This window comes from Pseudomonas sp. PA1(2017), from assembly GCF_001945375.1.
GTDB lineage: Bacteria > Pseudomonadota > Gammaproteobacteria > Pseudomonadales > Pseudomonadaceae > Aquipseudomonas.
This window is the reverse complement of the sequence record NZ_MSXU01000015.1, coordinates 156939-183907: the sequence shown is the minus strand read 5'-3', so window position 1 is coordinate 183907 and position 26969 is coordinate 156939. Positions and strand designations below refer to the sequence as shown.

Annotated in this window: 26 protein-coding genes; 20 read left to right on the top strand and 6 right to left on the bottom strand. The window is 64.8% G+C overall.

Going from position 1 to position 26969, the window contains the following annotated elements; translation table 11 throughout:
- Positions 1-155: 155 nt before the first annotated feature.
- The 10 genes from BVH01_RS21500 (at position 156) to BVH01_RS21455 (ending at position 11013) form a co-directional block, all read left to right on the top strand.
- Positions 156-1235, top strand: coding sequence for an ABC transporter substrate-binding protein (locus BVH01_RS21500; RefSeq protein WP_075932282.1), 1080 nt, complete (start codon positions 156-158; stop codon positions 1233-1235).
- Positions 1216-2211: an ABC transporter permease gene (locus BVH01_RS21495; protein ID WP_075932281.1), complete on the top strand. Its 996-nt coding sequence runs from the start codon at positions 1216-1218 to the stop codon at positions 2209-2211. The genes BVH01_RS21500 and BVH01_RS21495 overlap by 20 nt, the downstream gene beginning before the upstream one ends.
- The gene (locus tag BVH01_RS21490) at positions 2205-2996 is read left to right on the top strand and encodes an ABC transporter ATP-binding protein (protein WP_075932280.1); all 792 of its coding nucleotides are present in this window, start codon (positions 2205-2207) and stop codon (positions 2994-2996) included. The genes BVH01_RS21495 and BVH01_RS21490 overlap by 7 nt, the downstream gene beginning before the upstream one ends.
- 31 nt (positions 2997-3027) lie before the next feature.
- Positions 3028-3948 (top strand): aliphatic sulfonate ABC transporter substrate-binding protein, encoded by a 921-nt coding sequence (locus BVH01_RS21485; protein WP_075932279.1) that lies wholly within the window; start codon positions 3028-3030, stop codon positions 3946-3948.
- A complete protein-coding gene (locus BVH01_RS21480; protein ID WP_218189120.1) occupies positions 3945-5264 on the top strand; it encodes an LLM class flavin-dependent oxidoreductase in 1320 nt (439 codons plus the stop codon). The genes BVH01_RS21485 and BVH01_RS21480 overlap by 4 nt, the downstream gene beginning before the upstream one ends.
- A 325-nt stretch (positions 5265-5589) precedes the next feature.
- Complete coding sequence (locus BVH01_RS21475; RefSeq protein WP_075932278.1) at positions 5590-7035, top strand: cytochrome ubiquinol oxidase subunit I; 1446 nt, start codon at positions 5590-5592, stop codon at positions 7033-7035.
- A 2-nt stretch (positions 7036-7037) separates the two neighbouring features.
- Positions 7038-8045, top strand: coding sequence for a cytochrome d ubiquinol oxidase subunit II (gene cydB / locus BVH01_RS21470; protein WP_075932277.1), 1008 nt, complete (start codon positions 7038-7040; stop codon positions 8043-8045).
- Positions 8045-8191 (top strand): DUF2474 domain-containing protein, encoded by a 147-nt coding sequence (locus BVH01_RS21465; RefSeq protein ID WP_075932276.1) that lies wholly within the window; start codon positions 8045-8047, stop codon positions 8189-8191. Before cydB ends, BVH01_RS21465 begins: the two co-directional genes overlap by 1 nt.
- 104 nt (positions 8192-8295) lie before the next feature.
- Positions 8296-8676 carry a DUF2946 family protein gene (locus BVH01_RS21460; RefSeq protein WP_075932275.1) on the top strand — a complete coding sequence of 127 codons (381 nt, stop codon included), beginning with the start codon at positions 8296-8298 and terminating at the stop codon, positions 8674-8676.
- A 222-nt stretch (positions 8677-8898) separates the two neighbouring features.
- Positions 8899-11013, top strand: a complete 2115-nt coding sequence (locus tag BVH01_RS21455) for a TonB-dependent copper receptor (protein ID WP_075932274.1) — start codon at positions 8899-8901, stop codon at positions 11011-11013.
- Between the two features lie 44 nt (positions 11014-11057).
- On the opposite strand, the gene BVH01_RS21450 is transcribed toward BVH01_RS21455, so the two are convergent.
- The gene (locus tag BVH01_RS21450) at positions 11058-11846 is read right to left on the bottom strand and encodes a transporter substrate-binding domain-containing protein (RefSeq protein WP_075932273.1); all 789 of its coding nucleotides are present in this window, start codon (positions 11844-11846) and stop codon (positions 11058-11060) included.
- A gap of 173 nt (positions 11847-12019) precedes the next feature.
- The gene (locus tag BVH01_RS24570) at positions 12020-12973 is read right to left on the bottom strand and encodes a DUF6602 domain-containing protein (RefSeq protein WP_075932272.1); all 954 of its coding nucleotides are present in this window, start codon (positions 12971-12973) and stop codon (positions 12020-12022) included.
- 309 nt (positions 12974-13282) lie between these two features.
- Between BVH01_RS24570 and BVH01_RS21440 the strand changes: the two genes are divergently transcribed.
- Both BVH01_RS21440 and BVH01_RS21435 read left to right on the top strand, forming a co-directional pair.
- Positions 13283-14725, top strand: a complete 1443-nt coding sequence (locus BVH01_RS21440) for a TldD/PmbA family protein (RefSeq protein WP_075932271.1) — start codon at positions 13283-13285, stop codon at positions 14723-14725.
- Positions 14725-16044, top strand: a complete 1320-nt coding sequence (locus BVH01_RS21435) for a TldD/PmbA family protein (RefSeq protein WP_075932270.1) — start codon at positions 14725-14727, stop codon at positions 16042-16044. Before BVH01_RS21440 ends, BVH01_RS21435 begins: the two co-directional genes overlap by 1 nt.
- A gap of 65 nt (positions 16045-16109) precedes the next feature.
- Here BVH01_RS21435 and BVH01_RS21430 read toward each other — a convergent pair whose 3' ends face one another.
- Both BVH01_RS21430 and BVH01_RS21425 read right to left on the bottom strand, forming a co-directional pair.
- The gene (locus tag BVH01_RS21430; RefSeq protein ID WP_075932269.1) at positions 16110-16406 is read right to left on the bottom strand and encodes a type II toxin-antitoxin system RelE/ParE family toxin; all 297 of its coding nucleotides are present in this window, start codon (positions 16404-16406) and stop codon (positions 16110-16112) included.
- The gene (locus BVH01_RS21425; protein ID WP_075932268.1) at positions 16394-16651 is read right to left on the bottom strand and encodes a type II toxin-antitoxin system Phd/YefM family antitoxin; all 258 of its coding nucleotides are present in this window, start codon (positions 16649-16651) and stop codon (positions 16394-16396) included. Before BVH01_RS21425 ends, BVH01_RS21430 begins: the two co-directional genes overlap by 13 nt.
- A 161-nt stretch (positions 16652-16812) precedes the next feature.
- Here BVH01_RS21425 and BVH01_RS21420 point away from each other — a divergent pair, with 161 nt between their 5' ends.
- The 6 genes from BVH01_RS21420 to BVH01_RS21395 are packed head-to-tail and all read left to right on the top strand — an operon-like array spanning position 16813 to position 22351.
- Positions 16813-17832, top strand: a complete 1020-nt coding sequence (locus BVH01_RS21420) for a substrate-binding domain-containing protein (RefSeq protein WP_075932267.1) — start codon at positions 16813-16815, stop codon at positions 17830-17832.
- Positions 17816-18820: an ABC transporter substrate-binding protein gene (locus BVH01_RS21415; protein WP_075932266.1), complete on the top strand. Its 1005-nt coding sequence runs from the start codon at positions 17816-17818 to the stop codon at positions 18818-18820. Before BVH01_RS21420 ends, BVH01_RS21415 begins: the two co-directional genes overlap by 17 nt.
- A 13-nt stretch (positions 18821-18833) precedes the next feature.
- A complete protein-coding gene (locus tag BVH01_RS21410) occupies positions 18834-19688 on the top strand; it encodes an iron ABC transporter permease (protein ID WP_256562829.1) in 855 nt (284 codons plus the stop codon).
- Positions 19685-20479 (top strand): ABC transporter permease, encoded by a 795-nt coding sequence (locus BVH01_RS21405; protein WP_075932265.1) that lies wholly within the window; start codon positions 19685-19687, stop codon positions 20477-20479. Before BVH01_RS21410 ends, BVH01_RS21405 begins: the two co-directional genes overlap by 4 nt.
- Entirely contained in the window at positions 20476-21507 is a 1032-nt protein-coding gene (locus BVH01_RS21400; protein WP_075932264.1) for an ABC transporter ATP-binding protein, read from the top strand. The genes BVH01_RS21405 and BVH01_RS21400 overlap by 4 nt, the downstream gene beginning before the upstream one ends.
- A complete protein-coding gene (locus tag BVH01_RS21395; RefSeq protein ID WP_075932263.1) occupies positions 21500-22351 on the top strand; it encodes a phosphodiesterase in 852 nt (283 codons plus the stop codon). Before BVH01_RS21400 ends, BVH01_RS21395 begins: the two co-directional genes overlap by 8 nt.
- Positions 22352-22444: 93 nt before the next feature.
- Here BVH01_RS21395 and BVH01_RS21390 read toward each other — a convergent pair whose 3' ends face one another.
- The gene (locus tag BVH01_RS21390; protein WP_075932262.1) at positions 22445-23566 is read right to left on the bottom strand and encodes a class I SAM-dependent methyltransferase; all 1122 of its coding nucleotides are present in this window, start codon (positions 23564-23566) and stop codon (positions 22445-22447) included.
- Between the two features lie 311 nt (positions 23567-23877).
- On the opposite strand from BVH01_RS21390, the gene BVH01_RS21385 reads away from it, so the two are divergent.
- A complete protein-coding gene (locus BVH01_RS21385; RefSeq protein WP_075932261.1) occupies positions 23878-24867 on the top strand; it encodes a TRAP transporter substrate-binding protein in 990 nt (329 codons plus the stop codon).
- On the opposite strand, the gene BVH01_RS21380 is transcribed toward BVH01_RS21385, so the two are convergent.
- Positions 24854-25798 carry a LysR family transcriptional regulator gene (locus BVH01_RS21380; RefSeq protein WP_075932611.1) on the bottom strand — a complete coding sequence of 315 codons (945 nt, stop codon included), beginning with the start codon at positions 25796-25798 and terminating at the stop codon, positions 24854-24856. The two genes, BVH01_RS21385 and BVH01_RS21380, sit on opposite strands and share 14 nt — an antisense overlap.
- A gap of 113 nt (positions 25799-25911) precedes the next feature.
- Here BVH01_RS21380 and araD1 point away from each other — a divergent pair, with 113 nt between their 5' ends.
- Positions 25912-26907: an AraD1 family protein gene (gene araD1, locus BVH01_RS21375; RefSeq protein WP_075932260.1), complete on the top strand. Its 996-nt coding sequence runs from the start codon at positions 25912-25914 to the stop codon at positions 26905-26907.
- The last annotated feature ends 62 nt before the right edge of the window (positions 26908-26969 follow it).

The window sequence follows — 26969 nt, the reverse complement described above, 5'->3', positions numbered from 1 at the left end:
ATTAGGTTATGCCTAAATTGAATTTCCCTGTGGATCGTCAAGCCGATACCGTCTAAGGCCTTCCCTGTGACGCTGGCTGCAAAAGCCCGCCGAAGCACCTTATCCGCACGCTACCCGACCACGCGGCGCATGCACGACTCTCTTATGGAGGCGCCATGCCCATCTCTGTGCTCAACCGTCGTCAGTTGCTTGCCCTGGCGGGTACCGCCACCGCGGCGGCGTTCGCCAGCCGCTTCGCCTGGGCCGATGCCGGTCATGCTGGCCACGGTGCCCATGCCGGCCACGGCACGCAACCGGTTGGCAGCGGTCTGGATCTTGAGAGCGATCGCTGGGTCTTGCCCGAGCCGCGCAAGATCAAGCTGGCCACCAACCTCAATGCCGTGTGCCTGGCGCCCGTGGCGGTCGCCGACAGCCAGGGCATCTTCAAGCGCCATAATCTGGAGGTCGAGTTCGTCAACTTCGGCAACTCCACCGAGGTGCTGCTCGAATCCATGGCCACCGGCAAAGCCGATGCCGCCACAGGCATGGCGCTGCGCTGGCTCAAGGCGCTGGAGCAGGGCTTCGACGTCAAGCTGACCGCCGGCACCCACGGCGGTTGCCTGCGCTTGCTGACCCTGGACGACGGCCCGAAAAGTTTCGAGGCGCTGAAGGGCACCACGATCGGCGTCACCGACATGGCCGCGGCGGACAAGAACTTCTTCTCGCTGATGCTCAAACGCCATGGTGTCGACCCGGTGCGCGACGTGACCTGGCGGGTGTACCCCATCGACCTGCTCAGCGTCGCCCTGGAGAAGGGCGAGATCCAGGCCGCCAGCGGCTCCGACCCGCTGATGTACCGGGTCAAGCAGCAACCAGGCTTCGCCGAGCTGGCGACCAACATGATCGAGGAGTACGCCAACATGAGCTGCTGCGTGGTCGGGGTCAGCGGTGAGCTGGCGCGCAACGACACGCCGGTGGCGGCGGCCATTACCCATTCGATCCTGCAGGCCCATGCCTGGGCGTCGCGCAACCCCGATGCGGTGGCCGAGGAGTTTCTCAAGTTCGCCATCAACACCTCCAAGGAAGAGGTGCACGCCATCCTCACGGAGCACACCCACGGCTACTACTCGGTGGGAAATACCTTCGTGAAGGAGATTGCGGTGTACGCCCGCGACCTGAAGAACGTCGAGGTGCTGCGCCCGCGTACCGATCCCCTGGAATTCGCGGAGAGTATCCATGCCGACGTATTCGCTTGAGCAACGCCAGGCGCAGCCGCGCGTTGCCACGCCACTCTGGCGCGGCGGCCTGCTGGCAGCGCTGGCGTGGATAGGCTTCGCCCTGTTCACCGCGTTCTACCCCGATGGTGGCAAACCCTGGCCCTTCACCCGGGAGCTGGCTTATGTCGGCGCTGGTGTGGGCGGGCTGCTGGCGCTGCTCGGCATTCTGCCGGGTCCGTTGGGCCGGTTGGTGGAGCGCCTGCGCCCGGCAGGCGCCTGGTTGGCGGCGCTACCCGTGCTGCTTGGCGTGTGGTTGCTGGTCACCGCCAAGGTGGTGCTGCTGCCGGTGCCGTTCTTCGCGCCGCCCCAGGCGCTGATCGAAGTGTTCGTCGATGACTGGTTTCGCCTTGGCGAAAGCCTGCTGCATTCGTTGTGGCTGCTGGTCAACGGCGTGGTGGTGGGCGGCATCGCCGGTTTCATCGCGGGTGTGGCGATTGGCTGGTCGCATCGCATCGGCTATTGGGTTCATCCGGTGCTGCGCATCCTCGGACCGATTCCCTCCACCGCACTGCTGCCGATCTGCTTCTTCTTTTTCCCTACCAGCTGGAGTGCCAGCGTGTTCCTGATCGCCCTGGCGACCTGGTTCCCGGTCACGGTATTGACCTGGTCCGGCGTGGCCAGCGTCGACAAGGCGTACTACGAGGTGGCCCGAACCCTGGGTGCCAATTCGCGCTTTCTGGTCTGGCGGGTGGCGATTCCGGCTGCATTGCCCCACGTGTTCGTCGGCCTGTTCATGGGCCTCGGCGCTTCGTTCTCGGTGCTGGTGGTGGCCGAGATGATGGGCGTCAAGGCCGGCCTCGGCTGGTACCTGCAGTGGGCCCAGGGCTGGGCCGCCTACGCCAACATGTATGCGGCGCTGCTGGTGATGGCGCTGCTTTGCTCAGGGCTGATCACCCTGTTGTTCATCGTTCGTGACCGGGTGTTGTCCTGGCAGAAGGGGGCGGTGAAATGGTGAACGTCGCAACCGCTCACACGCCTCAGGCTGCTGGCATGAGCCTGGATGTCCGCGGCCTCAGCCATGCCTTCGATCTGGGCGACAGCCGCCTGCCGGTGCTCGACAAGGTCGACCTGCGTCTGGCACCCGGCGAAAGCGTCGGCCTGCTCGGGCCGTCCGGCTGTGGCAAGTCGACCCTGCTGCGTCTGGTCGCCGGCCTGGAGAGCTTGCAGAGCGGCAGCCTGCTGGCCGACGGCGCCGCGCTTGCCGGGCCGCATCACTCGCGGGTGCTGGTGTTTCAGGACCCGACGCTCTACCCCTGGCGCAGTGTGTGGAACAACGTCGCCCTTGGCTTGCAGGCGCGCGGCCAGCTCCGGGAGCAGCAGCATCGGGTCGACGAAACGCTGCGCAAGGTTGGCTTGCTGGAATTTCGCGAGGCATACCCGCGCCAACTCTCCGGCGGCATGGCGCAGCGTGTGGCGCTGGCCCGCGCACTGATCAACGAGCCGCGCCTGCTGTTGCTCGACGAGCCACTGGGCAAGCTCGACTCGCTGACCCGCATCGCCATGCAGAGCGAGCTGATTCGCCTCTGGCAGCAGCAGGCCTACAGCTCGCTGCTGGTAACCCACGACGTCGAGGAGGCGCTGCTGCTCTGCGACCGCGTGCTGGTGTTCTCGGCGCGCCCGGCGCGGGTGCTGGCCGAGCTCGAGGTCGAGCGCCCCTATCCGCGTCGCCGCGACGATCCGCGTCTGCTCGAGTTGCGTCATCACGCCTTGCAATTGCTGGGGCAGGGCAGCGACTGGTGAGCATCCACTTATTTCCTGTTGGAGCCGTTCAATGAAGATCCGCACCGGCCTGTCGGCCCTGTTGCTGTCCACCCTGTCGCTGGCAGTCTCCGCCGCTGAGCTGACCATCGGCGACCAGCGAGGCAATGCGCGCGCCGTCATGGAGGCGGCCGGCGTACTCGATGGCCTGGATTATCAGATCCAGTGGCGCGAGTTTCCCAACGCCGCCCCGCTGCTCGAAGCCTTGCGCGCCGGCCACCTCGATGGAGGCCTGGTCGGCGAAGCGCCGCTGACCTTCGCCGCAGCGGCCGGGCTGGAGGCCAAGGCGATTCAGGCGGCGAGCTACCTGGGCAACGCGCTGATCATCGGCGGTAATGCCGGTATCGTCTCGGTCGCCGACCTCAAGGGCAAGAAGATCGCCGCGGTCAAAGGTTCATCGGGCCAGGCGCTGGCGCTCAATGCCCTGGCGCGTGTCGGGCTGAAACCAGGCGACGTGACCTTCGTCAACACCACGCCCTCGGAGGCGACCCTGGCCTTGAGCAACGGCAGCGTCGATGCCGTCGCCACCTGGGAGCCCTACGTTTCCTTCGCCGTACAGCAGAGCGGCGCAAAGATTCTCGCCGACGGCAAGGACTACCCGAGCCTGAATTACCTGGTGGCCGCCAATACGGCGTTGCAAAGCAAAAGCGCCGAACTCGAGGATTTCTCCGCACGGCTGGCCCAGGCGCGGGTCTGGGGTGCGGCACATCCCGAGCCCTACGCCAAGGCCATTGCCAGCCTGCTCAAGCTGCCTCAGGCGGTGGCGCTGGGCAAGGTGCAGCGTGAGGTCAACACGCCGCAGACCGACCTCGCCGCCGTGCGCGCGCTACAGCAGGCGACCATCGACCTGTATCAGCGTGAAGGCTTGATCCCGCGGAGCTTCCCGGCGGACAGCGTGATCGAGGCGAGCTTCTTCGCGGAGCGAGCGCCATGATGCACCTGGCGCTGTACCTGGAGGCCGGTACCCACCAGGGTGGCTGGAGGCACCCGCATTCGGCCTCCACCGGCTCGGTCGACTGGCCGTTGTACAAGACCATCGCCCGACGCGCCGAAGCGGCCTGCCTGGACATGCTGTTCGTGGCCGACAAACTGTCGATCGACGACAACTATGGCGGTCACTTCGCCGAAACGGTGCGCTACCGCCCGGTGGTGCGGCCCGAGCCGCTGACCCTGCTGTCCGCTCTGGCAGCGGTGACCGATCGCATCGGCGTGGGCGGCACGGTGTCGTCGTCCTATGCGCTGCCTTACAGCGCGGCGCGCATGCTGGCCAATATCGACCACATCAGCGGCGGTCGTGCGGCCTGGAATCTGGTGACCTCGGTCAGCGATGGCGAGGCGCGCAATTTCGGCCGTCAACAGCACTACGGCCATGCCGAGCGGTATGCCCGTGCCGGCGAGTTCATCGATGTGGTGCAGAAACTCTGGGACAGTTGGGGCGACGAGGCGCTGCTGCTCGACGCACAGCGGGGTGTGTTCGCCGACCCGGATGCCTTCCATTACCTGCACCACCGCGGCGAGTTCTTCGATATCAAGGGGCCGATCAATATTCCGCGTCCGCCCCAGGGCCAGCCGGTGCTGATCCAGGCCGGGGTGTCCGAGGCGTTTCTCGATCTGGCGGCGAAGAACGCCGAAGTGGTGTTCGTGGTGCATCCGCAACTGGAGCGCGCCAAGGCGTTCTACCGTCTGCTCAAGGACAAGGCGCGCAGCCATGGCCGTGACCCGGACACGCTGAAGATCCTGCCCGGCATCGTGCCGGTGGTGGGCGAAACCCATGCAGCGGCGCTGGCCAAGGATCGTCTGCTCAAGGAGCTGATTCGCCCCGAGGCGGGGTTGAGCTTCATGTCCGCCAGCATGAACCACGACCTGGCGCAGTACCCGCAGGAGGGGCCCTTTCCGGATATCCGCGAGGCCATCACCGGCAGCAAGGGGCGTTTTCAGTACGTGATCGAACAGGCTATCGAGCTGGGCCTGACGGTCGGGCAAACGGGCAAGCGCTACGCCGAGAGCCTCAGCTTCTTCTCACCGGTCGGCTCGCCCGAAGGCGTCGCCGAACAGCTCGCCGAGTGGTACCGCGCGGGTGCCTGCGACGGCTTCGTGATCCTGCCGCCGTATCTGGAAGCGCAGGGCGATCTGTTCCTCGAAGGCGTGGTGCCGGCTTTGCAGGCCTCGGGGTTATTCCGTACCGAATATCCTGGTCAGACTCTGCGCGACACCCTCGGCCTGGCCCGGCCGGCGAGTCGGTTCGCCTGAGCGGGCCAACAACCTCGGCCATCTCCCGGCGGTGGCGATTCGCCGCCGCGCTCGCCTTCTTTCGCCGCGCCGTTGCTCCCTGATGCAGCAAGTGCCTGCTAGCCCTTCATCCGATGACGCGCACGTTGTGCCGAGCGCGCGGAACTAAGTCAGAACGCCGCAGCGACAGCCTGTCGCGCGGCATCCAGCCACGCTGGTAAGTGGCGTGGCGAGGCGTAATCTGAAAGCGGTCCATTGATCCAGATCAAGGCGCCATTCGCCTTGGCTATCTTCGGTACACGCATAACAAGAAGTCGATAACTAAACCTGATCGAGGGGCACGTCCATGTTCGGCCTAGAGGCTTTGGATCTTGCGCGCATCCAGTTCGCCTTCACCATTTCCTTTCACATCATCTTTCCCGCCATCACCATCGGCCTGGCCAGTTACCTGGCGGTGCTCGAAGGCCTGTGGCTGAAAACCGGGCAGACGGTCTATCGTGACCTCTACCACTTCTGGGTGAAGATCTTCGCGGTCAACTTCGGCATGGGTGTGGTCTCCGGCCTGGTGATGGCCTACCAGTTCGGCACCAACTGGAGCGCCTTCTCGGATTTCGCCGGCTCGGTCACTGGGCCTCTGCTGGCCTACGAAGTGCTCACCGCGTTCTTCCTCGAGGCGGGCTTTCTCGGCGTCATGCTGTTCGGCTGGAACCGCGTGGGCCCGGGCCTGCACTTCTTCTCGACGGTGATGGTGGCGGTCGGCACGCTGATCTCGACCTTCTGGATTCTCGCCTCCAACAGCTGGATGCAGACGCCCCAGGGCTTCGAGATCGTCGACGGTCGGGTGATCCCGGTGGACTGGTTCGCCGTGGTGTTCAACCCGTCGTTCCCGTATCGCCTGGCCCATATGGCCACTGCCGCATTCCTGGCCACCGCGTTCTTCGTCGGCGCCTCGGCGGCCTGGCACCTGCTGCGCGGGCGCGACACCCCGGCGATGCGCAAGATGTTCTCCATGGCGCTGTGGATGGCCCTGCTGGTGGCGCCGATCCAGGCGGTGATCGGCGACTTCCACGGCCTCAATACCCTGGAGCATCAACCAGCGAAGATCGCCGCCATCGAAGGCCACTGGGACAACAGCTCCGGCGAGCCGACGCCGCTGATCCTGTTCGGCTGGCCGGACATGGAGCGCGAGGAGACTCGCTTCAAGATCGAGGTGCCGTACCTGGGCAGCCTGATCCTCACCCACAGCCTGGACAAACAGGTGCCAGCGCTCAAGGAGTTCGCCAGGGAGGATCGGCCCAACTCGACCATCGTGTTCTGGTCGTTCCGGGTGATGGTCGCCATGGGCCTGCTGATGATCCTCGCCGGCGTGTGGAGCCTGTGGCTGCGCTGGCGCGGCAGCCTCTACCGGTCGCGCCCGTTCCTGTACTTCTGCCTGTGGATGGGCCCGTCCGGGCTGATCGCCATCCTCGCCGGCTGGTTCACCACCGAGATCGGCCGTCAGCCGTGGGTGGTCTACGGCATCATGCGCACCGCCGATGGCGTGTCGGCCCACAGCGCCGCGCAGCTGGGCGTGACCCTGGTGCTATTCGTGGTGGTGTACTTCGCGGTGTTCGGCGCCGGCTTCGGCTACGTGATGCGCCTGGTGCGCAAAGGGCCGGTCACCGGCGAGGGCGATCATCAGGACGACGGCGGGCCGGGCACCCGGCACACCCCGGCACGGCCACTGTCGGCGCCCAAGGAGGGCCTGCACGACGGTGATCATGGCGGCGCTGCTGCGAACGGGAGGGCATGAGCATGGGTATCGATCTGTCGGTCATCTGGGCGGTGATCATCGTGTTTGGCGTGATGATGTACGTAATCATGGACGGCTTCGATCTGGGCATCGGCATCCTCTTTCCGTTCGTGCCCGACAAGGGCGAGCGCGACGTGATGATGAACACCGTGGCCCCCGTGTGGGACGGCAACGAAACCTGGCTGGTGCTTGGCGGCGCCGGGCTGTTCGCGGCCTTTCCGCTGGCCTACTCGGTGGTGCTCAGCGCCCTGTATCTACCGCTGATGTTCATGCTGCTGGGCCTGGTGTTTCGTGGCGTGGCCTTCGAGTTTCGCTTCAAGGCCAAGGACCACAAGCGGCATATCTGGGACAAGGCGTTCATTGGCGGCTCGGTGGCGGCGACCTTCTTCCAGGGCGTGGCGCTGGGCGCGTTCATCGAAGGCATCCCGGTCGAGGGCCGGGCATTCTCAGGTGGCTCGCTGGACTGGCTGGCGCCGTTTCCGCTGTTCAGCGGCCTGGGCCTGATCGCGGCGTATGCGCTGCTCGGTTGCACCTGGCTGATCATGAAGACCGAAGGTCGTCTGCAAAAGCAGATGCACGACCTGGCCCGGCCACTGGCCCTCGCGCTGCTGTCGGTGATTGGCATCGTCAGCCTGTGGACGCCGCTGTCCCAGGCGAGTATCGCCGAGCGCTGGTTCACCTTCCCCAACCTGCTGTGGTTCGCCCCGGTGCCGCTGCTGGTGCTGGCGAGCTTCTTCTATCTGCTGCGCTCGGTGGCCAACCACGACAACAGCAAGCCGTTCGTGCTGACCCTGGTGCTGATCTTCCTCGGCTACAGCGGCCTGGGCATCAGCCTGTGGCCGAACATCGTGCCCGGCTCGCTGACCATCTGGCAGGCGGCCGCACCGCCGCAAAGTCAGGGCTTCGCGCTGGTCGGCGCGTTGCTGATCATCCCGATCATCCTCGTCTACACCGCCTGGAGCTACTACGTGTTCCGCGGTAAGGTCACGCCGGATCAGGGGTACCACTGATGAACAACACCAGCGAAAAGAAACCCCTCTGGCAACGCATCGCCTGGCTGGCCGGCATCTGGACGGTCAGCGTGCTGAGCCTGGGGCTGCTGTCCTATCTGCTGCGTTTGTTCATGAACGCAGCAGGCTTGAGCACGCCGTCGTAGTGATCGTGTCGGGGCAGCTTCGCACATCATGTGCAACGACCGCAGGCGGCGGTGCGGCAATTGATCGCGCCGCGGAGCGGGCGGGTTAGCGTAAAGTCGCCGCCATGAAAATCGCCCGCCAGGATCGCTCGCTGATCGCCTGGGTGCTGTACGCCAGCATCCTGTTCGCGATGCTCGCCTGTGCCATTCACCACGGCCAGGGGGCCGGCCTGCAGTTGAGCGGGTTGGGTGGTGAATTCTGCTCCCTGCATGGCGATGCCACCGATGCCTCCACCGTGGTGCCGGCCGACGCACTGATGAGCACCGTCCAGTGCCCGTTGTGCTCGGCAGCGGTGATGGGCCTTGCCCTGCTGTTCGCGCTGGCCTGGCTGCCGCGTGCCAAGCGAGCGTTGCGCCTCGCACGTGCGCCGCAGGGCAAGGCACCGCCGCGTTTCGTATGGCCGTCGGCCAATCCCCGCGCCTCTCCGGTCTTCCTGATCGCCTGAGTCTGTTGACGAAACGGCTGTGGCTTTGCCTAGGGTGGACGACGCCTTATCCGACCACCATTTGGACGTTGGCGGGTGGATGAAAGAGCGTCAGCTACGCGCTCCAATCCACCCGACAAGGGCCGCGTGCCCGCCTGCCCGTCAACAAACTCCTGATCCCATACCAGCGCAACGCCCTTCCGGCGCCGCGTTTCGTACCGTTTGCATCAGGAATGCCTGAACATGACAACCATTTCCAATCGCTGCAACGCTTTTCAGCTCCACCCCATGAGCCTACGTTTGCGCCAGGCCCTGAGCCTTGGCACCTTGCTCGGTTTCGCTGGCACCGCCCTGGCTGGCGAGCCGCACCAGCATCACGAGCTGCAAGCCACCGTCATTACCGCCGTGCAGCAGGACTCACCGCTAAAGGTAGTCACCGATCCCAAGGCGCCGCGCCAGCCAGTACCCGCCACCGATGCCACCGACTACCTGAAGACCATTCCCGGCTTCTCCGCCATTCGCAGCGGCGGCAGCAATGGCGATCCGGTGCTGCGCGGCATGTTCGGCTCGCGCCTGAACATGCTTGCCAACGGTGGCCAGATGATCGGTGCCTGCCCCTCGCGCATGGACGCGCCGAGCTCGTACATCGTGCCTGCCACCTATGACCAACTGACGGTCATCAAAGGCCCGCAGACCGTGCTGTGGGGGCCTGGCGCTTCGGCAGGCACCGTGCGTTTCGAGCGTGAGCCGGAGCGCTTCGCCGAACCGGGCAGCCGCCTGGATGCCAGCCTGCTGGTCGGCTCCCGTGGGCGCCTCGACAAGCTGGTCGATGGCGCCGTGGGCAGCGAGCAGGGCTATATGCGGGTAATCGGCAGCCAGGCGCGCGCCGACGACTACCGCGATGGCAACGGCGACACCCTGCCGTCACGCTGGGAGAAGTGGAGTGGCGACGTCGCCCTCGGCTGGACGCCGGATGCCGACACCCTGATCGAAGTCAGTGCTGGCCGTGGCGACGGCGAGTCGCGCTATGCCGGGCGTGGCATGGATGCCAGCAAGCTGGCGCGCGAAAGCCTCGGCCTGCGTTTTCACCGTGAAAACCTGGGTGGCCTGCTCAGCAAGGTCGAAGGCAACCTCTACTACAACTATGCCGACCACGTGATGGACAACTACAGCCTGCGCACGCCGGATGCCACCGGCAGCATGCCCATGCCAATGGCGTCGAACGTCGACCGCCGTACCCTGGGCGGTCGCCTTGCTGCGACGCTCACCTGGCAGGACGTGGAGTTGATCGCCGGCGTCGATGCCCAGCGCAGCGAGCGCCGTGCCAGACGCTCCAGCTACGACATGATGAGCGCCACCCTCACGCCTGCCAGTGCCTTCGCCTGGAACAAGGACGCCGGCTTCCACAACTACGGGGCTTTCGCCGAAGCCACCTGGCACGTGGCCGAGGGGGATCGCGTGATTGCTGGCGGGCGCCTCGATCGCGCCTGGGCCAAGGACTACCGGCAAAGCATCCGCGGCATGATGGGCAGCCGGCCCAATCCAACGGCTGGCGTCAGCCGTGCCGAAACCCTGCCCAGCGGCTTCGCTCGCTACGAGCACGACCTGAGCGGCTGGCCTGCCACCCTGTACGCAGGGCTCGGTCATGTGCAGCGCATGCCCGACTACTGGGAGCTGTTCTCGCCCACCATGGGGCCCCAAGGTGCGGCGAATGCCTTCGAGGGTATCCAGCCGGAAAAAACCACCCAGCTGGACGTTGGCCTGCAGTATCGGAGCGAGCGTCTGGACGCCTGGGTTTCCGGTTACGTCGGGCAGGTTCGCGACTACATCCTCTACACCTACACCACGGGGATGATGGGCAGCACCTCGCGGGCCGACAACGTCGATACGCGGATCATGGGCGGTGAGCTGGGAACCCGCTACCAGTGGACCGATCACTGGACGAGCGACGCGACCCTGGCCTATGCCTGGGGCAAGAACAGCAGCAGCGGTGCTGCGTTGGCGCAGATGCCGCCGCTCGAGGCGCGTCTGGGGCTGGCCTACGAACAGCCGCGTTGGAGCGCCGGCGCCCTGTGGCGCGTGGTCGCCGCTCAGCATCGGGTCAGCGAGGGGCAGGGCAACGTGGTGGGCAAGGACTTCGGCGACAGCAGCGGCTTCGCGGTATTTTCCCTCAACGCGGCCTACCGGTTCAGCGACACGCTGAAGGTCAGCACCGGCCTCGATAACCTGTTCGACAAGACCTACAGCGAGCACCTTAACCTGGCCGGTAACTCCGGTTTCGGTTTCCTGGCCGATGATCCGCAACGGATCAACGAACCGGGGCGCACGCTGTGGGCCAAGGTGGACGTGAGCTTCTAACCTGCCATCTGATCGCACCTGCGCGCTGCGCAGGCGCGATCCAATCACTGACCCGGCACGGCCAGCCAGTGACCGAGGGTTTTCTGATACGCGCCGGTGGCCTTGCTCAAATGCAACCACTGATCCACATAGCTCTTCCAAGTCATGTCGTCGCGCGGTAGCAGATAGGCCTTCTCACCGTATTGCATGTAGGCGGTCGGGTTGACTGCGCACAGGCCGGGCATGCGTTTCTGTTGGTACAGGGCTTCGGACGAGTCGGTGATCATCACGTCGGCGCGCTTGTCCAGCAGCTCCTGGAAGATGGTCTTATTGTCGTGGAAGTTCAGCTGCGCCTTGGGCAGATAGGCCCGCGCGAAAGCTTCATTGGTACCGCCGGCCGGCTCGATGAGGCGCACCTCTGGCTTGTTGATCTGCTCGACGGTCTGGTAGCGCGACACGTCTTCACAGCGCACCAGGGGAATCTTGCCATCCACATCCAGAGTGCCGCTGAAAAACGCCTTCTTCTGGCGCTCCAGCGTCACCGAAATGCCGCCCATGCCGATATCGCACTTGCCCGCCACCATATCCGGCATCAGGGTTTTCCAGGTGGTCGGCACCCACTGCACCTTCACACCGAGGCTCTGCGCAAGCGACTGGGCCATCTCGATATCGATGCCTTCGTAACCGCCGTCCTGGCGCAGAAAGGTATAAGGCTTGTAATCGCCGGTGGTGCACACCGCCAGCTGTCCCTTCTCCAGCACTTTGTCCAGGTGCGATGGCGTTTCCTGAGCCTGGGCAAAACCTGACAGGCCGATAAGCAAGGTGGTGATGGCGCTGATTTTTGGATTTTTCATGGTGGGTCGAACTCGCGGTTGAAGACAGGTAAAGGCGAGCGGACAAGGTAAGGAGAAGGGCTTGGTGGGGCAAGGCTTGGGTCAGGGGGGAGGTGATTTAATTCTGGTCAGGTGCTTTGAATGCGGTGGACAAGCTTCGCGTTGTCCACCCTACTTGCCCAGATATAGGCGTATTAATAGTGAGTTGAACGTAGCGACCATTTGTTTTCATCGGTTCCTACTGTCCTTAACTCGTTTAGTACATGATCGGTAAATACTGCATCTGATTTCCAGAGGTCTGGGCAAGAAATGCCGCCTGTATCTAAGTCGGACATTACATAGAATTCGGCCATCGGACGAAGGGAAGGGTCTTCATAAGCCATTCGCTCCATTAAATAGCACACAAGCCGGCCCAGGGTCGTTCCATACCAAGGTTTGCTAGATTCATCCCAGCCGCATGTATATCCTACGCCGACTCCGTCGGTGAGATCGCTATCACTAAAAAATCCATTCTGGAATTCTTGTTCTGGAATGCTCGGTCCGATTAACACCTCCTTGTTTAGTTTGTAAGTGGCTGTGTCGGCAATGGCAATGATGTCAAGCATCTCTCTAGGATGTTCAATATCTTGGTATTGGTTTTTCAATATGCTTCGGAGGATTGTGAATGCACATCCTTCTTTCCCTTTTTTCCAACTGTGCGAGTGCGCTAGGACACCGTATATGATTGGTTGGTGAAGCTCGTGATATGGGGTGCCGGTTCGAGGTTTGTATAGGCGCTTTATCTTTGATGCATTGCTGAATATTTTTTTCAGATGGGCTGTTTTTAGCGTGAGCTTGCATTCAAATGCCGCCACTACTCCGCCTGCTAAATAGTATTTTTTCTCCATTAAGTGACGAGGATATGCTGGATGTAATACTAATACATCGACTTGTGGGCTTGCCTCGCCCGTATGGTTGATTATTCGGCCTTTGGTAACAACTTGATAGTTGGATGGGAGCCAGGATCTAAGTAGTTCTGCCCAGTTATTTTCACCTTCGTCCCCCGCAGTCCCTGGGTCTTCTTTTGCCCGAATTTGTATGCGGCGATACTCGCTAGTTAATTGGGTTTTTAATTGGTTCATGAATTCATATAGTTCGTTGCTTTGCATTTGGCTGCCTTAGCGTTTTTTGGTTGCTGTTTGATTGTGGAATCTAGGTAGAAGTCATTGATTGCCATGGTCTGCCAGCCTTGCCAGCAAGTAGGGAGGATGACGCTTTTCTCATCCACCATAGCGATAACAGGTAGACCGTCGTTACAAGGCGCGAACTATTGTTAATCGAACTGAATACAAAGTCGGCTCTGACACTAAGCCATCAAATAGCCATCTGTCTACGCCGCTCCCGCTTTCTCCCTGGTTGCCCCATACTGCCAATCCTTCCCATACTGCCTCCCTATGTCGCCCACCAAGGGAGCCACCATGTTCGCCTTCAGCGAAACCCTAGTACGCCGCTTCGCCACCCTGCACTCCACCGCCGATTTCTGGTCGCTGCGCCATGTGCGGGAGACCACCGAGCGCTATTGGGTGCGTCGCAATGTGGCGCGGGCGCCGTCGTTTTCGGACGATGCGGGGGCCATGCTCAGTGTGCGGGTGGCCGGGGTGGAGGCCTATGCGGCGACCAGTGATCTCAGCCAGACCGGGTTGCAAGCGGCGCTCGACAAGGCCGAGCGGCTGGCGCGGCAGTTGGCAGGGCGCAATCTGCTCGATCTGCATGAGCTGGCGGTGCCTCATCAGCAGGCCGATGACGTGATGCCCGGCTATGAGCGCAGCCTGGCCAGCCCGGCGCACTGGTACGAGCTGCTGGCGGCGGAGTCGGCGCGGGTACCGCGGGATGAGCGGCTGGTGGACTGGTACGCCGGGCTGACCTTCACCGCCACCGAGCAGATTTACCTGAACAACGTTGGCGCCCGTTTGCGCCGCGCCCAGCACTACGTCTTCCCGCAGCTGGCCGTTACCGCCAGCGATGGCGCCGACAGCCAGAGCCGCAGCTTTGGCGGCACCCACCTGGCGCGCCAGGGCGGTGCCGAGGTGATCGACGAGCTGGGCGTGGTCGGCACCGCCAGCCGTATCGCCGACGAGGCGCTGCAATTGCTGCTGGCGCCCAATACGCCGAGCGGTCACCGCGACCTGCTGTTGATGCCGGACCAGATGATCCTGCAGATCCACGAGTCCATCGGCCATCCGCTGGAGCTGGATCGCATCCTCGGTGACGAGCGCAATTTTGCCGGCACCAGTTTTATCCACCAGGAGGATTTCGGCAGTTACCAATACGGCTCGTCGCTGCTCAACGTGACCTTCGACCCAACGGTATCGGGCGAGCTGGCCAGCTATCGCCATGACGACGACGGCACCCCGGCGCAGCGCCAATACCTGATCCGCGAGGGCATCCTCCAGCGGCCGCTCGGTGGCGCGCTGTCGCAGTGGCGCAGCGGGCTGGAGGGCGTCGCCAACAGCCGCGCCTGCAGTTGGAACCGCCCGACCCTGGACCGCATGGCCAACCTCAATGTCGAGCCCGGCAACCAGCGCCTGGAGCAGCTGATCGGCGGCATCGAACGCGGCATTCTGATGAGCAACAACCGCTCCTGGTCGATCGATGACGCGCGCAACAAATTCCAGTTCGGCTGCGAGTGGGGCCGGCTGATCGACAACGGCGAGCTCAAGGGCGTGGTGAAGAACCCCAACTACCGCGGCATCTCCGCGCAGTTCTGGCGCAACCTCAAGGCGGTCGGCGACGCCAGTACCTTCGAGGTGCTGGGCACGCCGTATTGCGGCAAGGGCGAGCCGAACCAGGTGATCCGCGTCGGCCACGCCACGCCGGCGTGCGTGTTCGCCGATGTCGACGTATTTGGAGGGGCAGCCTGATGAACGCACGTCAGCATTTCGAGGCGCTGCTAGCGCACCTGAACGCCGGGCTGCAGGCCGGCGAGGGCTTTACCCTGGAGTACCAGGCCGAGGCTTCGGACTTCATCCGCTTCAACCACGCCCGCGTGCGCCAGGCCGGCCAGGTGCAGCAGGTGTACGCCACCCTGGCCCTGTATCAGGGCGAGCGGCATGGCGACTTCGAACTGGCCTTGAGCGGGGTGATCGATGACGACCTACCGCGCCTCGACCAGGCGCTGCAGCGCCTGCGTGCGGTATTGCCGACGCTCGCCGATGACCCCTACCTGCGCCTGAACCGCGAAGCCTGGCGCAACGAGACCGCGGCGGGGGACGCGGCCCAGCACAGCGAGGTTGCCATCGAGCAAATCAACGAGGCAGCCGCCGGGCTGGACCTGGTCGGTTTCTACGCCGCCGGGCCGCAGTATCAGGGCTTCGCCAGCTCCTGGGGCGCCTTCGGTTGGCACGCGGCGAGCAGCTTCAACTTCGAGTTCAGCCTGTTCCACGAAAACGGCCAGGCGGTGAAAAGCAGCTATGCCGGCGAGCAATGGGACGCCCAGGCTTTCGCCCGCAAATTGGCGTTCGCCCGTGAGCAACTGGAGCATCTGGGCAAACCCGCCCATGAGTTGAAACCGGGGGCTTATCGCGCCTACCTGACGCCAGCGGCGCTGGAGGAATTGTTCGGGCTGTTCGCCTGGGGCTTTTCCGCCGAAGCGCTGGCCACCGGTGGCAGCCCGCTGCAGCGGCTGTTCGCCGGCAGCGCCAGCTTGAGCGACAAAGTGACGCTCGACGAGCGCATCGAAGGCGGCCTGGCGCCGGCCTTTACCCGCGAGGGGCCACGCCAGCCGTTGCGTCTGGTCAGCCAGGGCAAGGCGGGCGAGCGCCTGGTCAGCTCGCGTAGCGCCGCCGAACACGGACTGATCGCCAACGGCGCGGGCAGCGGCGAGTACCCGTTCTCCCTGCACCTGCACGGCGGCGAGCTGGAGGAGGGCGAGATCCTGCAGCGCCTCGGCACCGGGCTGTATATCGGCAACCTGTGGTACGCCAACTTCTCCGACCTGCCGGCCGGGCGCCTGACCGGTATGACCCGCTTCGCCACCTTCTGGGTCGAGGACGGTCGCATCAGGGCGCCGGTGGACACCATGCGCTTCGACGACTCGCTGTTCGACTTCCTCGGCGCGAACCTGGAAGCCCTGACCCGTGAGCCCGAGCTGCTGCTGCCCAGTGGCACCTATGGCGCGCGACAAACCGGCTCGATGGCGCTGCCCGGCGCGCTGCTGTCGCGGTTTACCCTGACGTTGTAAAGACGGTATTCCTGGGTATTGCTGCGTGCGCGGATCAACACTCATCCATGACGTCACAATGACGCTCATTCGAGCATATGAGCGCGTAGCGCCCGTTCCTCTCGCATGACGTGAATGATGAATACCGTCGTATCCGAAACGCGGTAGAAAACCCGGCAGGGCGGGACGACGATTTCGCGATACACCGAGTTTGGCAGCTCGTCAGGGGTGCGGCCTGACAGAGGGAACTCCGCCAAACGCCCGACCGCTTCAACCACCTTCCTGACCAGCGCGCGAGCGGCATCGGGTTTGTCCAGGGCAATGTACTGCGCCAGATCGTCGAGTTGCTCGAGGGCGGGATTTGTCCAGACTATTTCAGCCATTTGCTCAGCCGTTGCCTGGCCTGTTCATGGCTGACGGTATCGCCCTCGATCACGGCCCGTTCGCCGCGGGCCAGGGCATCCAGAAGGGCGAGGCGCTTCTGCATGAACTGGTAGTCATCGACATCCACCAGATAGGCCGAGGGTATTCCGTGCTCGGTGATCAGAACAGGTTCCTTGGATTCGTGAAGGTCGGCAAGGATCTTGGTGGCCTGTCGCTTCAGGTTGGTGACCAACTCGACTTTCATGAGAGGACTCGGTGCGTGGATGAAGTATCACTTTAGTGATACTTCTCTCGCTGGGCAATTGGAAAGCGTTCTGAAACCGAACTGTCATCCCTTCGTCGCGCGACTGCCATCTGCGCTCGCTAAGTTGCTCGCCAATGAGATCGATCTCAAAGCGAGCGAGCATGACGGATCTGAAAGAGGTTGCCCTCAGGGCAGGCGTTTCGCGGGCCACCGCCGCGCGGGCATTCGCCTCGCCGGATATGGTGCGCCCGCATACCCGTGAGCAGGTGTTCGCCGCGGCGCGCCAGCTGGGTTTTCGCCCCAACCGCCTGGGCCGGCAGCTGCGTTTGCAGACCACCCAACTGATCGGCGTGGTGGTGCCCAACCTGCTCAACCCGGTGTTCGCCGAGCAAGTCCAGGCCATGGAGCAGGCGGCGCGTGCGCGGGGCTACAACCTGCTGCTGGCTACCACCGACTACCAGGCTGAGCGCGAGAGCGACGTGGTCGAGGAACTGCTGCGCCAGCGTGTCGACGGCCTGGTGCTGACGGTGACCGATGCGCGCAGCAACCACGTGCTGCAGAGCCTGACTCACGAGGACACACCCTTCGTGCTGGCCTACCACCAGCCCGAGGATGCCGAGTACAGCGCCGTGTCGGTGGATAACCGCGCCGGCATGGCCCTGGCCACCCGGCATCTGCTGGAGGCCGGCCACAGGCGCATCGGCATGGTCGCCGGCTCGGCGCTGCAGTCGGATCGTGCGCGCCTGCGCTACGCCGGCTATCAGGACGCCATGCGCGCGGCCGGGCTACCGGCGCTGCCGCTGATCGAGATGCCTGCCCACACCCAGGCCGACTTCGCCGCCATCGAACCCTGGCTGCACGGCCCGCAGGCGCCCAGCGCGCTGCTCTGTTCCAACGATCTGCTGGCCATCAGCCTGATCAACGTGCTGCGTCGAAATGGCTGGAGTGTGCCCCGTCAGCTCTCGGTGATGGGTTTCGACGGCATCGCCCTGGGCATGCAGATGCACCCAACGCTGTGCAGCGTGGTGCAGCCCATCACCGAGCTGGCGCACAGGGTGATCGACCAGCTGCTGGCGCAGATCGCCGGTGCCAGCCCCGCTTCCCACTGCCTGCCGTGCCATATCCGGCCAGGCGAGAGTATCCGCCCCCTCGAGGAGACGTCCGATGATCCGCTTGCGTAAAACCCTTGCGGCTCTGTTGCTGTGCGGTACCGCCAGCCTGAGCCACGCCGCCGAAACGGCGATCTGCTACAACTGCCCACCGGAGTGGGCGGACTGGGGCGCCCAGCTTCAAGCCATTGCCGCAGACACCGGTGTGAAGGTGCCGCTGGACAACAAGAATTCCGGCCAGGCCCTGGCGCAGCTGGTGGCCGAGCGCGCCGCACCGATGGCCGACGTGGTGTATTACGGCGTGACCTTCGGCCTGCAGGCGCAGAGCGCCGGGGTGGTCGGTACCTACAAGCCTAAGGGCTGGGACGATATTCCCGCCGGGTTGAAAGACCCTGAAGGGCACTGGTTCGCCATCCATTCCGGCACCCTGGGCATCATGGTCAACGTCGACGCACTGGGCGGCCTGCCGGTGCCGCGAAGCTGGGCCGACCTGCTCAAGCCCGAGTACAAGGGCATGGTCGGTTATCTCGACCCGTCCAGCGCTTTCGTCGGCTACGTGTCGGCGGTAGCGATCAACCGCGCCATGGGCGGCGACCTCGACGACTTCACCCCGGCCATCGACTACTTCAAGAAACTGGCCGGCAATTCGCCGATCGTGCCCAAGCAGACCGCCTATGCGCGGGTGCTGTCCGGCGAGCTGCCGATCCTCGTCGACTACGACTTCAACGCCTACCGTGCGCGCTACAAGGACCAGGCCAACGTCGCTTTCGTGATTCCGAGTGAGGGCAGCATCAGCGTGCCCTACGTGATGAGCGTGGTGGAAAACGCTCCGCACCGGGCCAACGCCGAGAAGGTGCTCGATTTCGTGCTGTCCGACAAAGGCCAGGCGCTGTGGGCCAATGCCTACCTGCGGCCGGTGCGCCCGGTGCAGATGCCCGCCGAGGTGGCGGCGCGCTTCCTGCCGGAAAGCGACTATGCCCGGGCCGGTGTGGTGGATTACCAGAAGATGGCCGCGGTGCAGGAAGCCTTCGCTGCGCGTTACCTGAAAGAGGTGCGCTGAAGTGAGCGGCGCGCTGAGCAACCACGCTACCGTGAGGGCCGACAGCCGGTCGCTGCGGCGCTGGCGACCTGGCGCGGCCGTGGCGCTGGTGCCGGCAGCCGCGGTGCTACTGGCGTTCTGGTTGTTGCCGCTGGCCCACTTGGTGCTGCTCGGCGGCGAAAGTCGCGGTGAGGCGAGTGGCTACTGGCAGGTGCTGAGCAGCGGCCAATATCTGAGCAGCCTGGCGCAGACCAGCGTGCTGGCCGCCACGGTGACCCTGGCGGCGTTGCTGGTGGGCAGCATCAGCGGGGTGTTTCTCGCCCGCCAGCGTTTCTTCGGCCGTTCGGCGCTGGTCGCCCTGCTGACCTTTCCCCTGGCCTTCCCCGGTGTGGTGGTGGGCTTTCTGGTGATTCTGCTGGCTGGCCGCCAGGGCGTTTTCGCCGCGCTGGGCATGGGCCTGGTGGGTGAGCGCTGGATCTTCGCCTACTCGCTGGCCGGGTTGTTTCTCGGCTACCTGTATTTCTCCATCCCGCGGGTGATCCTCACCGTGATGGCCGCCAGCGAAAGCCTCGATGCCAGTCTGGAGGAGGCCGCCCGCTCGCTTGGCGCCAGCCACTGGCGGGTCACGTGGGACGTGATCGTGCCGGGGCTGATGCCGGCGCTGGTGTCCTGTGGGGCGATCTGCTTCGCCACCTCGATGGGCGCGTTCGGCACCGCGTTTACTCTCGGTACCCAGCTCAACGTCACACCGGTGGCGATCTACAACGTATTCACCAACTACGCCAACTTCAGTGTGGCGGCGGCGCTGTCGGTGATCCTCGGCGCGCTGACCTGGGCAGTGCTGCTGGTGGTCAGGAAGTGGGTGCGCCAGTCTGGAGGGCTTTTATGAAACGCTCGACGCTGTTTGCCGCGCAGCTGATCTTCACCTGCCTGGTCTGCGCCTTCATGCTGGTGCCGGTGCTGCTGTCGCTGCTCGCCGGGCTTACCCGCAATTATTTCCAGGGCCTTTCCAGCGGCCTGACCTTCGACTGGCTCTTGCAGGTCTGGCAGGCCTATTCGCCGACGGTGTGGCTGTCGCTGCAACTGGCGGTGGCCTGTGCCCTGTGCGTCTGCGTGATCGGCGTGCCGGCGGCCTACGCCCTGGTGCGCATGAACAACCGCTTCAGTCGCGCCTTCGAGGAGCTGATGGTACTGCCGGTGGCGATGCCCGGCCTGGCCAGTGCTCTGGCGCTGCTGCTCACCTACGGTCATCTCGGCGGCTTTCGCGGCAGTTGGCTGTTCATTCTGGTCGGCCATGTGCTGTTCACCCTGCCGTTTCTGGTGCGCCCGGTGATGGCGGTGATGCAGCGCCAGAACCTGCCGACCCTGGAAGATGCCGCCGCCAGCCTTGGCGCCGGCCCGCTGCGCCGCTTCTTCACCGTGGTGGTGCCCAACTGCAGGGCCGGCATCCTCGCCGGCGTGCTGATGGTCGTCACCCTGTCGCTGGGCGAGTTCAACCTGACCTGGATGCTCCACACGCCGATGACCAAGACCCTGCCAGTGGGTCTGGCCGACAGCTACGCCTCGGCGCGGCTGGAAGTCGCCAGCGCCTACACCCTGCTGTTCCTGCTGATGATCGTGCCGCTGCTGATCGCCCTGCAGGCCATCAGCGCCCGCCTGTCCCGTGGAGACCAACGATGACCGCTACCTCCATTCGCCTGCACAACTGCCGCAAGGCGTTCGCCGATGGCACCGTCGCCGTGGACGACCTCAGCCTGGAAATCCACGCTGGCGAGACCCTGGCCATCCTCGGCCCGTCCGGCTGCGGCAAGACCACCACATTGCGCCTGATCGCCGGGCTCGAGCGGCCGGATGCCGGGCAGGTGTCATTCGCCGGGCAGGATGTCACCCAGTTGCCCATCGAGCGCCGCGACGTGGGCATGGTGTTCCAGAACTACGCGCTGTTTCCCAACCTCAGCGTGGCCGACAACATCTGTTATGGCCTGAAGGTGCGCAAGATGCCCCGCGCCGAACGCGAACGGCGCTGCGCCGAGTTGCTCGAGCTGGTCGGCCTGCAAGGCTATGGCCACCGCGCCATCCATGAACTCTCCGGCGGCCAGCGCCAGCGCGTCGCCCTGGCCCGCGCCGTGGCGCCACGCCCGCGGGTGCTGCTGCTCGATGAACCGCTGGCAGCCCTGGATGCCCAGTTGCGCGAGCGCCTGCGTAGTGAGCTGGACCAGTTGCTGCGCGAGCTGGCCATTACCGCCGTGTTCGTCACCCATGACCAGGGTGAGGCCATGGCCCTGGGCGATCGGATTCTGGTCATGGAGCGTGGCCGCATTGCCCAACTCGCCACGCCGCGAGCGCTCTACCAGCAGCCCGCCAATGCCTTCGTGGCGAATTTCATCGGCACCCTGAATGCCTTCGTGGTGCTCGGCCGTACCGACAACGGCGTGCAGGTCAACGGCGGCGAGTTGCCCTGGAGTGCCAGCGAATTGCCGGGCACCTTGTATTGCCGCCCCGAGCATCTGCGGGTGACCAGCGCTCCGGGTCACGTGCGCGGGCGGCTGCTCGGGCAATTCTTCCAGGGCGCGCAAAGCCGCCTGCTGGTGGACGTGGGCGGCGCGCAGCCGTTGTCGGTGGACAGCAGCGACGACCGCCTGCACGCCCCTGGCGATTGGATCAACCTGGCCGTCGAGCCCCAACGTGTGTTCAGCCTCAATGCCTGATGTCATCCCCAACGCTTCGACCTTCCTGATCGCGCAGATCAGCGACCTGCACCTCAAGGCCGGCGGCAAGCTGAGTTACGGAGTGGTCGATACCCTGGCGGCGCTGCGCCGCGCGGTCGACCACCTCAACGCCAGCCAGCCGCGCCCGGATATCGTGCTTATCAGCGGTGACCTGGTGGACTTCGGCCACCCGGACGAATACGCCGTGCTGCGCCCCGAGCTGGAGCGCCTGGCCATGCCTTATTACCTGGTGCCGGGTAATCATGATGATCGCGGGCATCTGCTGGCAGCCTTCGCCGATCATGCTTATCTCCCGCAATCGCCCGAGGCGCCGCTGGACTGGGTGGTCGATACCCATCCCGTGCGCCTGATCGGTCTCGATACGACGATTCCTGGCAGCCATGGAGGGCAGTTACAAGACAGCCAGTTGCGCTGGCTGGATGCTCAGCTGGCGCTGCGCCCGCAGGTGCCGACGGTGCTGGTTCTGCATCACCCGCCGTTCATCAGCGGCATCGGCCATATGGACCGCGAGCCGTTTCGCAATGCGGCGGCGCTGGAATGGCTGATTGGCGGCCACCCGCAGGTGGAACGGCTGCTTTGCGGGCACCTGCATCGCCCGATCCAGCGGCGCTTCGCCGGTAGCCTCAGCTGTGTGTGCCCCGGTGTTTCCCACCAGATCGTGCTCGACCTGCAGCCCAGCGCACCGGCGCATTTCAACCTGGAGCCGCCTGGCTACCTGCTGCACCACTGGCACGTGGAGCATGGCCTCGTCACCCACACCGGCGTGTTCGGCGAATACCCGGGCCCGTATCCGTTCTATGACGCCAATGGCCTGATCGACTGAGAGAGGGTGTTCCTGGGTATCGCTGCGCTCAACCGAGCTACGGGCCGCTCTGGTAGCCCGGGTCGAGCGAAGCGACACCCGGGTTCATCTGGATTACTTGGTCGCCTTCAGCACCACGAACTTCGGCGTGGCCGCCACCTGCTCGACGCCGCGGAACAGCCGCGCCAGCTTGGCGTGGTAACCCAGGTGGCGGTTGCCGACGATCCACAGTTCGCCGCCGGTGACCAGCGCGCTGCGCGCCTGCTGAAACATGCGCCAGGCGAGAAAGTCGCCGACCACCTGCTGCTGGTGGAAGGGCGGGTTGCACAGCACCAGATCCAGCGAGTCGGCAGGCTGCTCGGCCAGGCCGTCGCCCGCGCGCACGGCCACCGGACGCTCGCCCAGGGCGGTCTGCCAGTTTTCGCGGGCGGACTGTACGGCCATGTAGGACTCATCCACCAAGGTCAGCTCGGCCTGCGGGCTGCCGAGGGCGTAGACGATGCCCAGAACGCCGTTGCCGCAGCCCAGGTCGGCCACACGGCGGTCGTCCAGGTGGCGCGGCAGGTGCGGCAGTAAGGCGCGGGTGCCGATGTCCAGGCCTTCGCGGCAGAACAGGTTGGCGTGGTTGCCGAGTTCCAGCGCCGGTTTGTCGAGACGGTAGCGGGTCGGATAGGGCGACTGCGCTGCCGGCTTGGCTTCGGGCGTGGCGTGCAGCAAACGGGCCTTTTTCACCGCCAGCGAAGCCTGCACCGGGCCTATGTACTTCTCCAGCAGGTCGCCGGCAGCGCGGGGCAGGTGCTTGATCATCGCGCCGGCGATCACCTGGGCGTTTGGGGCGAGCTGGCCGTGCAGGCGGATCAGTTGTTCTTCCAGCAGCGCCAGGGTTTTCGGGATGCGGATCAACACCAGGTCGAACGGCCCACGCGCTGCCTCGCTGGCCGGGATGAAGGTCACCGCGTCTTCGGCGAGACCATTGCGCGCCAGGTTGAGGCGCAGCGCCAGGTGGCCGAGGTGCGAGTCGCCGCTGCTGGTTACCCGGGCGCGGCCGGCGAGGGCGCAGGCCAGGGCGCCGAAACTGTCGTTGAGCAGCAGCACGCGTGCGTCGGCCGGTAGGGCCTGCACCTGATCGAGCAGATAAGCATCGGCGGCATCGAAGGCCTGTAGCGGCATGCCGGGTTGCTCGGGCTGGCGCTGCAGGTCGAGGGTGGCGAACGGGGTGACGAAGGACGACGACATGCTGATCTCGTGGTGGGCGTGGCGGGGCGCATTCTGCCACGGGAAATCTTCAGGTTGTGCGGCAGTTGGCGTATTTGCGGCTTGTTCGGCAAGTGCCAATCGCGAAGAATCGCGGCCGCTGCCCTGCCGGTCATTTGCCAACCCACCGGTCATATCCGCAGCCCCTCCAATAATAGTCGGCCCTTCCGCACCCGCTGCGGGCCCAGCCGACAACGCGTCGCCAGCGCCTCGCCGAGGCCAATCCAGATGAGTCCCTTTTTTCAGGTGGGTGCCCCGTGCGCCTGCCGTGCTGCCATTGCCAAGGTATCTGCATGTTCAAGTCCGTTGTTACCACCGTCCTGTCAGCAGCGCTGCTGATCTGCACGCCGGCCTTCGCCGCCGAGCCCATCGTCATCAAATTTTCCCACGTGGTTGCCGAAGACACCCCGAAGGGCCGCGGTGCGCAGCTATTCAAGGAGCTGGTGGAGCAGCGCCTCGGCGACAAGGTGAAGGTCGAGGTGTACCCCAATTCCACGCTGTTCGGTGACGATGACGAACTGCAGGCGCTGCGTGACGGCAAGGTGCAGTTGCTGGCGCCGTCGCTGTCCAAGTTCGATGCCTACACCAAGCAACTGCAGGTGTTCGACCTGCCGTTCCTGTTCGATGACCTGGAAGCGGTGAAACGCTTCCAGAAGCGCGAGAAGAGCCGCGAGCTGCTGCGCTCCATGGCCAACCAGGACATCTACGGCCTGGCCTACTGGAACAACGGCATGAAGCAGCTTTCCGCCACCCGTGCGTTGAAGGCGCCGGCCGATGCCAAGGGCCTGAATTTCCGCATCCAGCCGTCGTCGGTACTGGAAGCGCAGTTCGCCCAGATCGGTGCCAGCACCAGCAAGCTGGCCTTTAGCGAAACCCTGGCGGCACTGCAGAAGGGCACCGTGCAGGGCGCGGAAAACCCCTGGTCGAACCTGGCCAGCCAGAAGCTCGACAGCGTTCAGCCGTTCATCACCGAAACCAACCACGGTTCGCTCAACTACATGCTGATCAGTAACTCCAAGTTCTGGATAAGCATTCCCTATCAGGTGCGCACCCAGCTGGAAGCGATCATCGAAGAGGTCAGCTTCAAGGTGAATCAGGACGCCGAGGAGCTGAACCGCAAGAGCCGCGAGCAACTGGTCGCCGCCGGCCGTGCGCAGATCATCACCCTGACGCCCGAGCAGCGCGATGCCTGGCGCGAAGCGATGCGCCCGGTGTGGCAGCGCTTCGAGGCGGAGATCGGTGCTGACGTGCTGCGTGCAGCGCAGACGGTCAACCGCCGCTGAGCACCTCTGCTGGCTCGTCACGCAGCTCTTCGAGCAACAGACGCGCCGGCGCCGATAGCGGCGAGCCGCGTCGGCTGATCACCCCATAGGGCTCGCTGCGCAGCACCTGGGCCAGCTCCAGGCACGCCAGCTGGCCGGCGCGCGCCGCTGACTGGGCAGTCTCCCGCGGCATCAGCGCGACCAGGTTCGGGTCTTCCTGCAGCAGCATCAGGGTGGCGAAGGTCGACGCGGTTTCCAGCGGGTAGCGTGGAAACTCCAGCCCGGCGTCGCTGAACGCCCGCTCCAGCACCAGGCGCATCGGCATGTTCGCCGGGAACACCACCCAGCTGTAGGCCGCCAGTTGCGCCAGGCTCAGGCCCGGCGTGCTGGCCAGCGGGTGAGCTGGGCTGGCCACCACTTTAAGCTGTTCGTCATGCAGGCTCAGGCAGTCGTAATCGTCCGGCCGGCGGCTCACGCTGGTGCGGCAGATCGCCAGGTCGACGCGGCCCTGGTCGATCAGGCTGAGCAGCCGCGCACTGGTGTCCTCGACGATCTCCACCGACAGCTCCGGCTGGCGCGCGCGCAAGCGTGACAGCGCGCGGGTCAGATGCGGCACCGCACCCATGATCACGCCCACCACCAGGCGGCCGCCCTGGCCCTGGAGAATGCCGAGCATTTCTTCGCGCAGGTGCGCCAGGTCGCTGTGGATGAGCCGCGCATAGCGAATCGCGCAGCGCCCCAGGTCGTTGGCTTCAAGGCCCTGGCTGGTACGGGTGAACAGCCGCGTGCCGAATGCCGATTCGATTTCGTTGAGCGCCTTGGTCGCGCCTGGCTGGCTGATCGCCACGGCGTCGGCGGCCTTGTGCAGCGAGCCCTGTTCGTCGAGGGCGATCAGCAGGCGCAGCTGTTTCAGGCGCAGTCGGGAAACCAGGGCGGGCAGGGAAGCGAGCATGGTGATAACCATCGGTTATTGCTTGATCAGAGCCTGTCATTAGGCAGGCTGGCGCGCAGTTCGTAAAGTCTGCCCTGTACCCGTTCGGGCAAGACTGACAAGAGAGATAAGCCATGCGACTGATCCAGTTCGAATCCACCAGCGGCCAGCGCCAGGTCGGCGTTGTCGAAGGCGATGCCATCCGTACCGTGCGTGGCGTGGCCAGCACCCGCGAATTGGCGCTGGCGGCGATCCGCGCCGGGCGCAGCCTGCAGGGCGAAGTCGAGAGCCGCGGCAGCGACGCCGGCCCGGCCTACGCCGAACTGCAGCAGGGTGGGCGCATCCTGCCGCCGCTGGATCATGAAGATTCGGCCCATTGCCTGATCAGCGGCACCGGCCTGACGCACCTTGGCAGCGCCTCGACCCGTGACAAGATGCACCAGCAGAAAGGCCAGGACGAAGCCGCCCTGACCGACACCATGCGCATGTTCCGCTGGGGCCTGGAGGGCGGCAAGCCGGGTGCCGGCAAGGTAGGCGCGCAACCGGAGTGGTTCTACAAGGGCGATGGCAGCATCGTCGTGCGCCCTGGCGCCGAACTGCCGGTGCCAGTGTTCGCCGAAGACGGCGGCGAGGAGCCCGAGCTGGTCGGCCTGTACGTGATCGGTGACGACGGCAAGCCGTATCGCCTCGGCTATGCCCTGGGCAATGAATTTTCCGACCACGTGCTGGAGCGTCGCAGCTATCTGTACCTGGCGCATTCCAAGCTGCGCGCCTGCGCCTACGGGCCGGAGCTGCGCGTCGGCGAGCTGCCGGCGCACCTGGCCGGCACCAGCCGCATTCATCGGGGTGGCGAGGTGATCTGGGAGAAGGAGTTTCTCAGCGGCGAGGAGAACATGTGCCACAGCCTGGAGAACCTGGAGTTCCACCACTTCAAGTACCAGCAGTTCCTGCGCCCGGGCGATGTGCACGTGCATTACTTCGGAACCGCTACGCTGTCCTATGCCGACGGTATCCGGGCGCAGCCCGGTGACACCTTCGAGATCGAGATGAGCGAGTTCGGTGCGCCCTTGCGCAACGGGCTGGTAGCGGCCGATGAGCCGCTCGAGCCGGGTGGCGTCACTGCCCTTTGAACCATCCACCTTTATCCATGCCGGGGCCAGTTTTGGCCCCGCTTGGTTCTGACCAGGAGGAA

Coding starts and splice junctions, on each gene's coding strand:
- BVH01_RS21500 (WP_075932282.1), top strand. CDS start 156: ATGCCCATCTCTGTGCTCAACCGTCGTCAGTTGCTTGCCCTGGCGGGT.
- BVH01_RS21495 (WP_075932281.1), top strand. CDS start 1,216: ATGCCGACGTATTCGCTTGAGCAACGCCAGGCGCAGCCGCGCGTTGCC.
- BVH01_RS21490 (WP_075932280.1), top strand. CDS start 2,205: ATGGTGAACGTCGCAACCGCTCACACGCCTCAGGCTGCTGGCATGAGC.
- BVH01_RS21485 (WP_075932279.1), top strand. CDS start 3,028: ATGAAGATCCGCACCGGCCTGTCGGCCCTGTTGCTGTCCACCCTGTCG.
- BVH01_RS21480 (WP_218189120.1), top strand. CDS start 3,945: ATGATGCACCTGGCGCTGTACCTGGAGGCCGGTACCCACCAGGGTGGC.
- BVH01_RS21475 (WP_075932278.1), top strand. CDS start 5,590: ATGTTCGGCCTAGAGGCTTTGGATCTTGCGCGCATCCAGTTCGCCTTC.
- cydB (WP_075932277.1), top strand. CDS start 7,038: ATGGGTATCGATCTGTCGGTCATCTGGGCGGTGATCATCGTGTTTGGC.
- BVH01_RS21465 (WP_075932276.1), top strand. CDS start 8,045: ATGAACAACACCAGCGAAAAGAAACCCCTCTGGCAACGCATCGCCTGG.
- BVH01_RS21460 (WP_075932275.1), top strand. CDS start 8,296: ATGAAAATCGCCCGCCAGGATCGCTCGCTGATCGCCTGGGTGCTGTAC.
- BVH01_RS21455 (WP_075932274.1), top strand. CDS start 8,899: ATGACAACCATTTCCAATCGCTGCAACGCTTTTCAGCTCCACCCCATG.
- BVH01_RS21450 (WP_075932273.1), bottom strand. CDS start 11,846: ATGAAAAATCCAAAAATCAGCGCCATCACCACCTTGCTTATCGGCCTG.
- BVH01_RS24570 (WP_075932272.1), bottom strand. CDS start 12,973: ATGCAAAGCAACGAACTATATGAATTCATGAACCAATTAAAAACCCAA.
- BVH01_RS21440 (WP_075932271.1), top strand. CDS start 13,283: ATGTTCGCCTTCAGCGAAACCCTAGTACGCCGCTTCGCCACCCTGCAC.
- BVH01_RS21435 (WP_075932270.1), top strand. CDS start 14,725: ATGAACGCACGTCAGCATTTCGAGGCGCTGCTAGCGCACCTGAACGCC.
- BVH01_RS21430 (WP_075932269.1), bottom strand. CDS start 16,406: ATGGCTGAAATAGTCTGGACAAATCCCGCCCTCGAGCAACTCGACGAT.
- BVH01_RS21425 (WP_075932268.1), bottom strand. CDS start 16,651: ATGAAAGTCGAGTTGGTCACCAACCTGAAGCGACAGGCCACCAAGATC.
- BVH01_RS21420 (WP_075932267.1), top strand. CDS start 16,813: ATGACGGATCTGAAAGAGGTTGCCCTCAGGGCAGGCGTTTCGCGGGCC.
- BVH01_RS21415 (WP_075932266.1), top strand. CDS start 17,816: ATGATCCGCTTGCGTAAAACCCTTGCGGCTCTGTTGCTGTGCGGTACC.
- BVH01_RS21405 (WP_075932265.1), top strand. CDS start 19,685: ATGAAACGCTCGACGCTGTTTGCCGCGCAGCTGATCTTCACCTGCCTG.
- BVH01_RS21400 (WP_075932264.1), top strand. CDS start 20,476: ATGACCGCTACCTCCATTCGCCTGCACAACTGCCGCAAGGCGTTCGCC.
- BVH01_RS21395 (WP_075932263.1), top strand. CDS start 21,500: ATGCCTGATGTCATCCCCAACGCTTCGACCTTCCTGATCGCGCAGATC.
- BVH01_RS21390 (WP_075932262.1), bottom strand. CDS start 23,566: ATGTCGTCGTCCTTCGTCACCCCGTTCGCCACCCTCGACCTGCAGCGC.
- BVH01_RS21385 (WP_075932261.1), top strand. CDS start 23,878: ATGTTCAAGTCCGTTGTTACCACCGTCCTGTCAGCAGCGCTGCTGATC.
- BVH01_RS21380 (WP_075932611.1), bottom strand. CDS start 25,798: ATGCTCGCTTCCCTGCCCGCCCTGGTTTCCCGACTGCGCCTGAAACAG.
- araD1 (WP_075932260.1), top strand. CDS start 25,912: ATGCGACTGATCCAGTTCGAATCCACCAGCGGCCAGCGCCAGGTCGGC.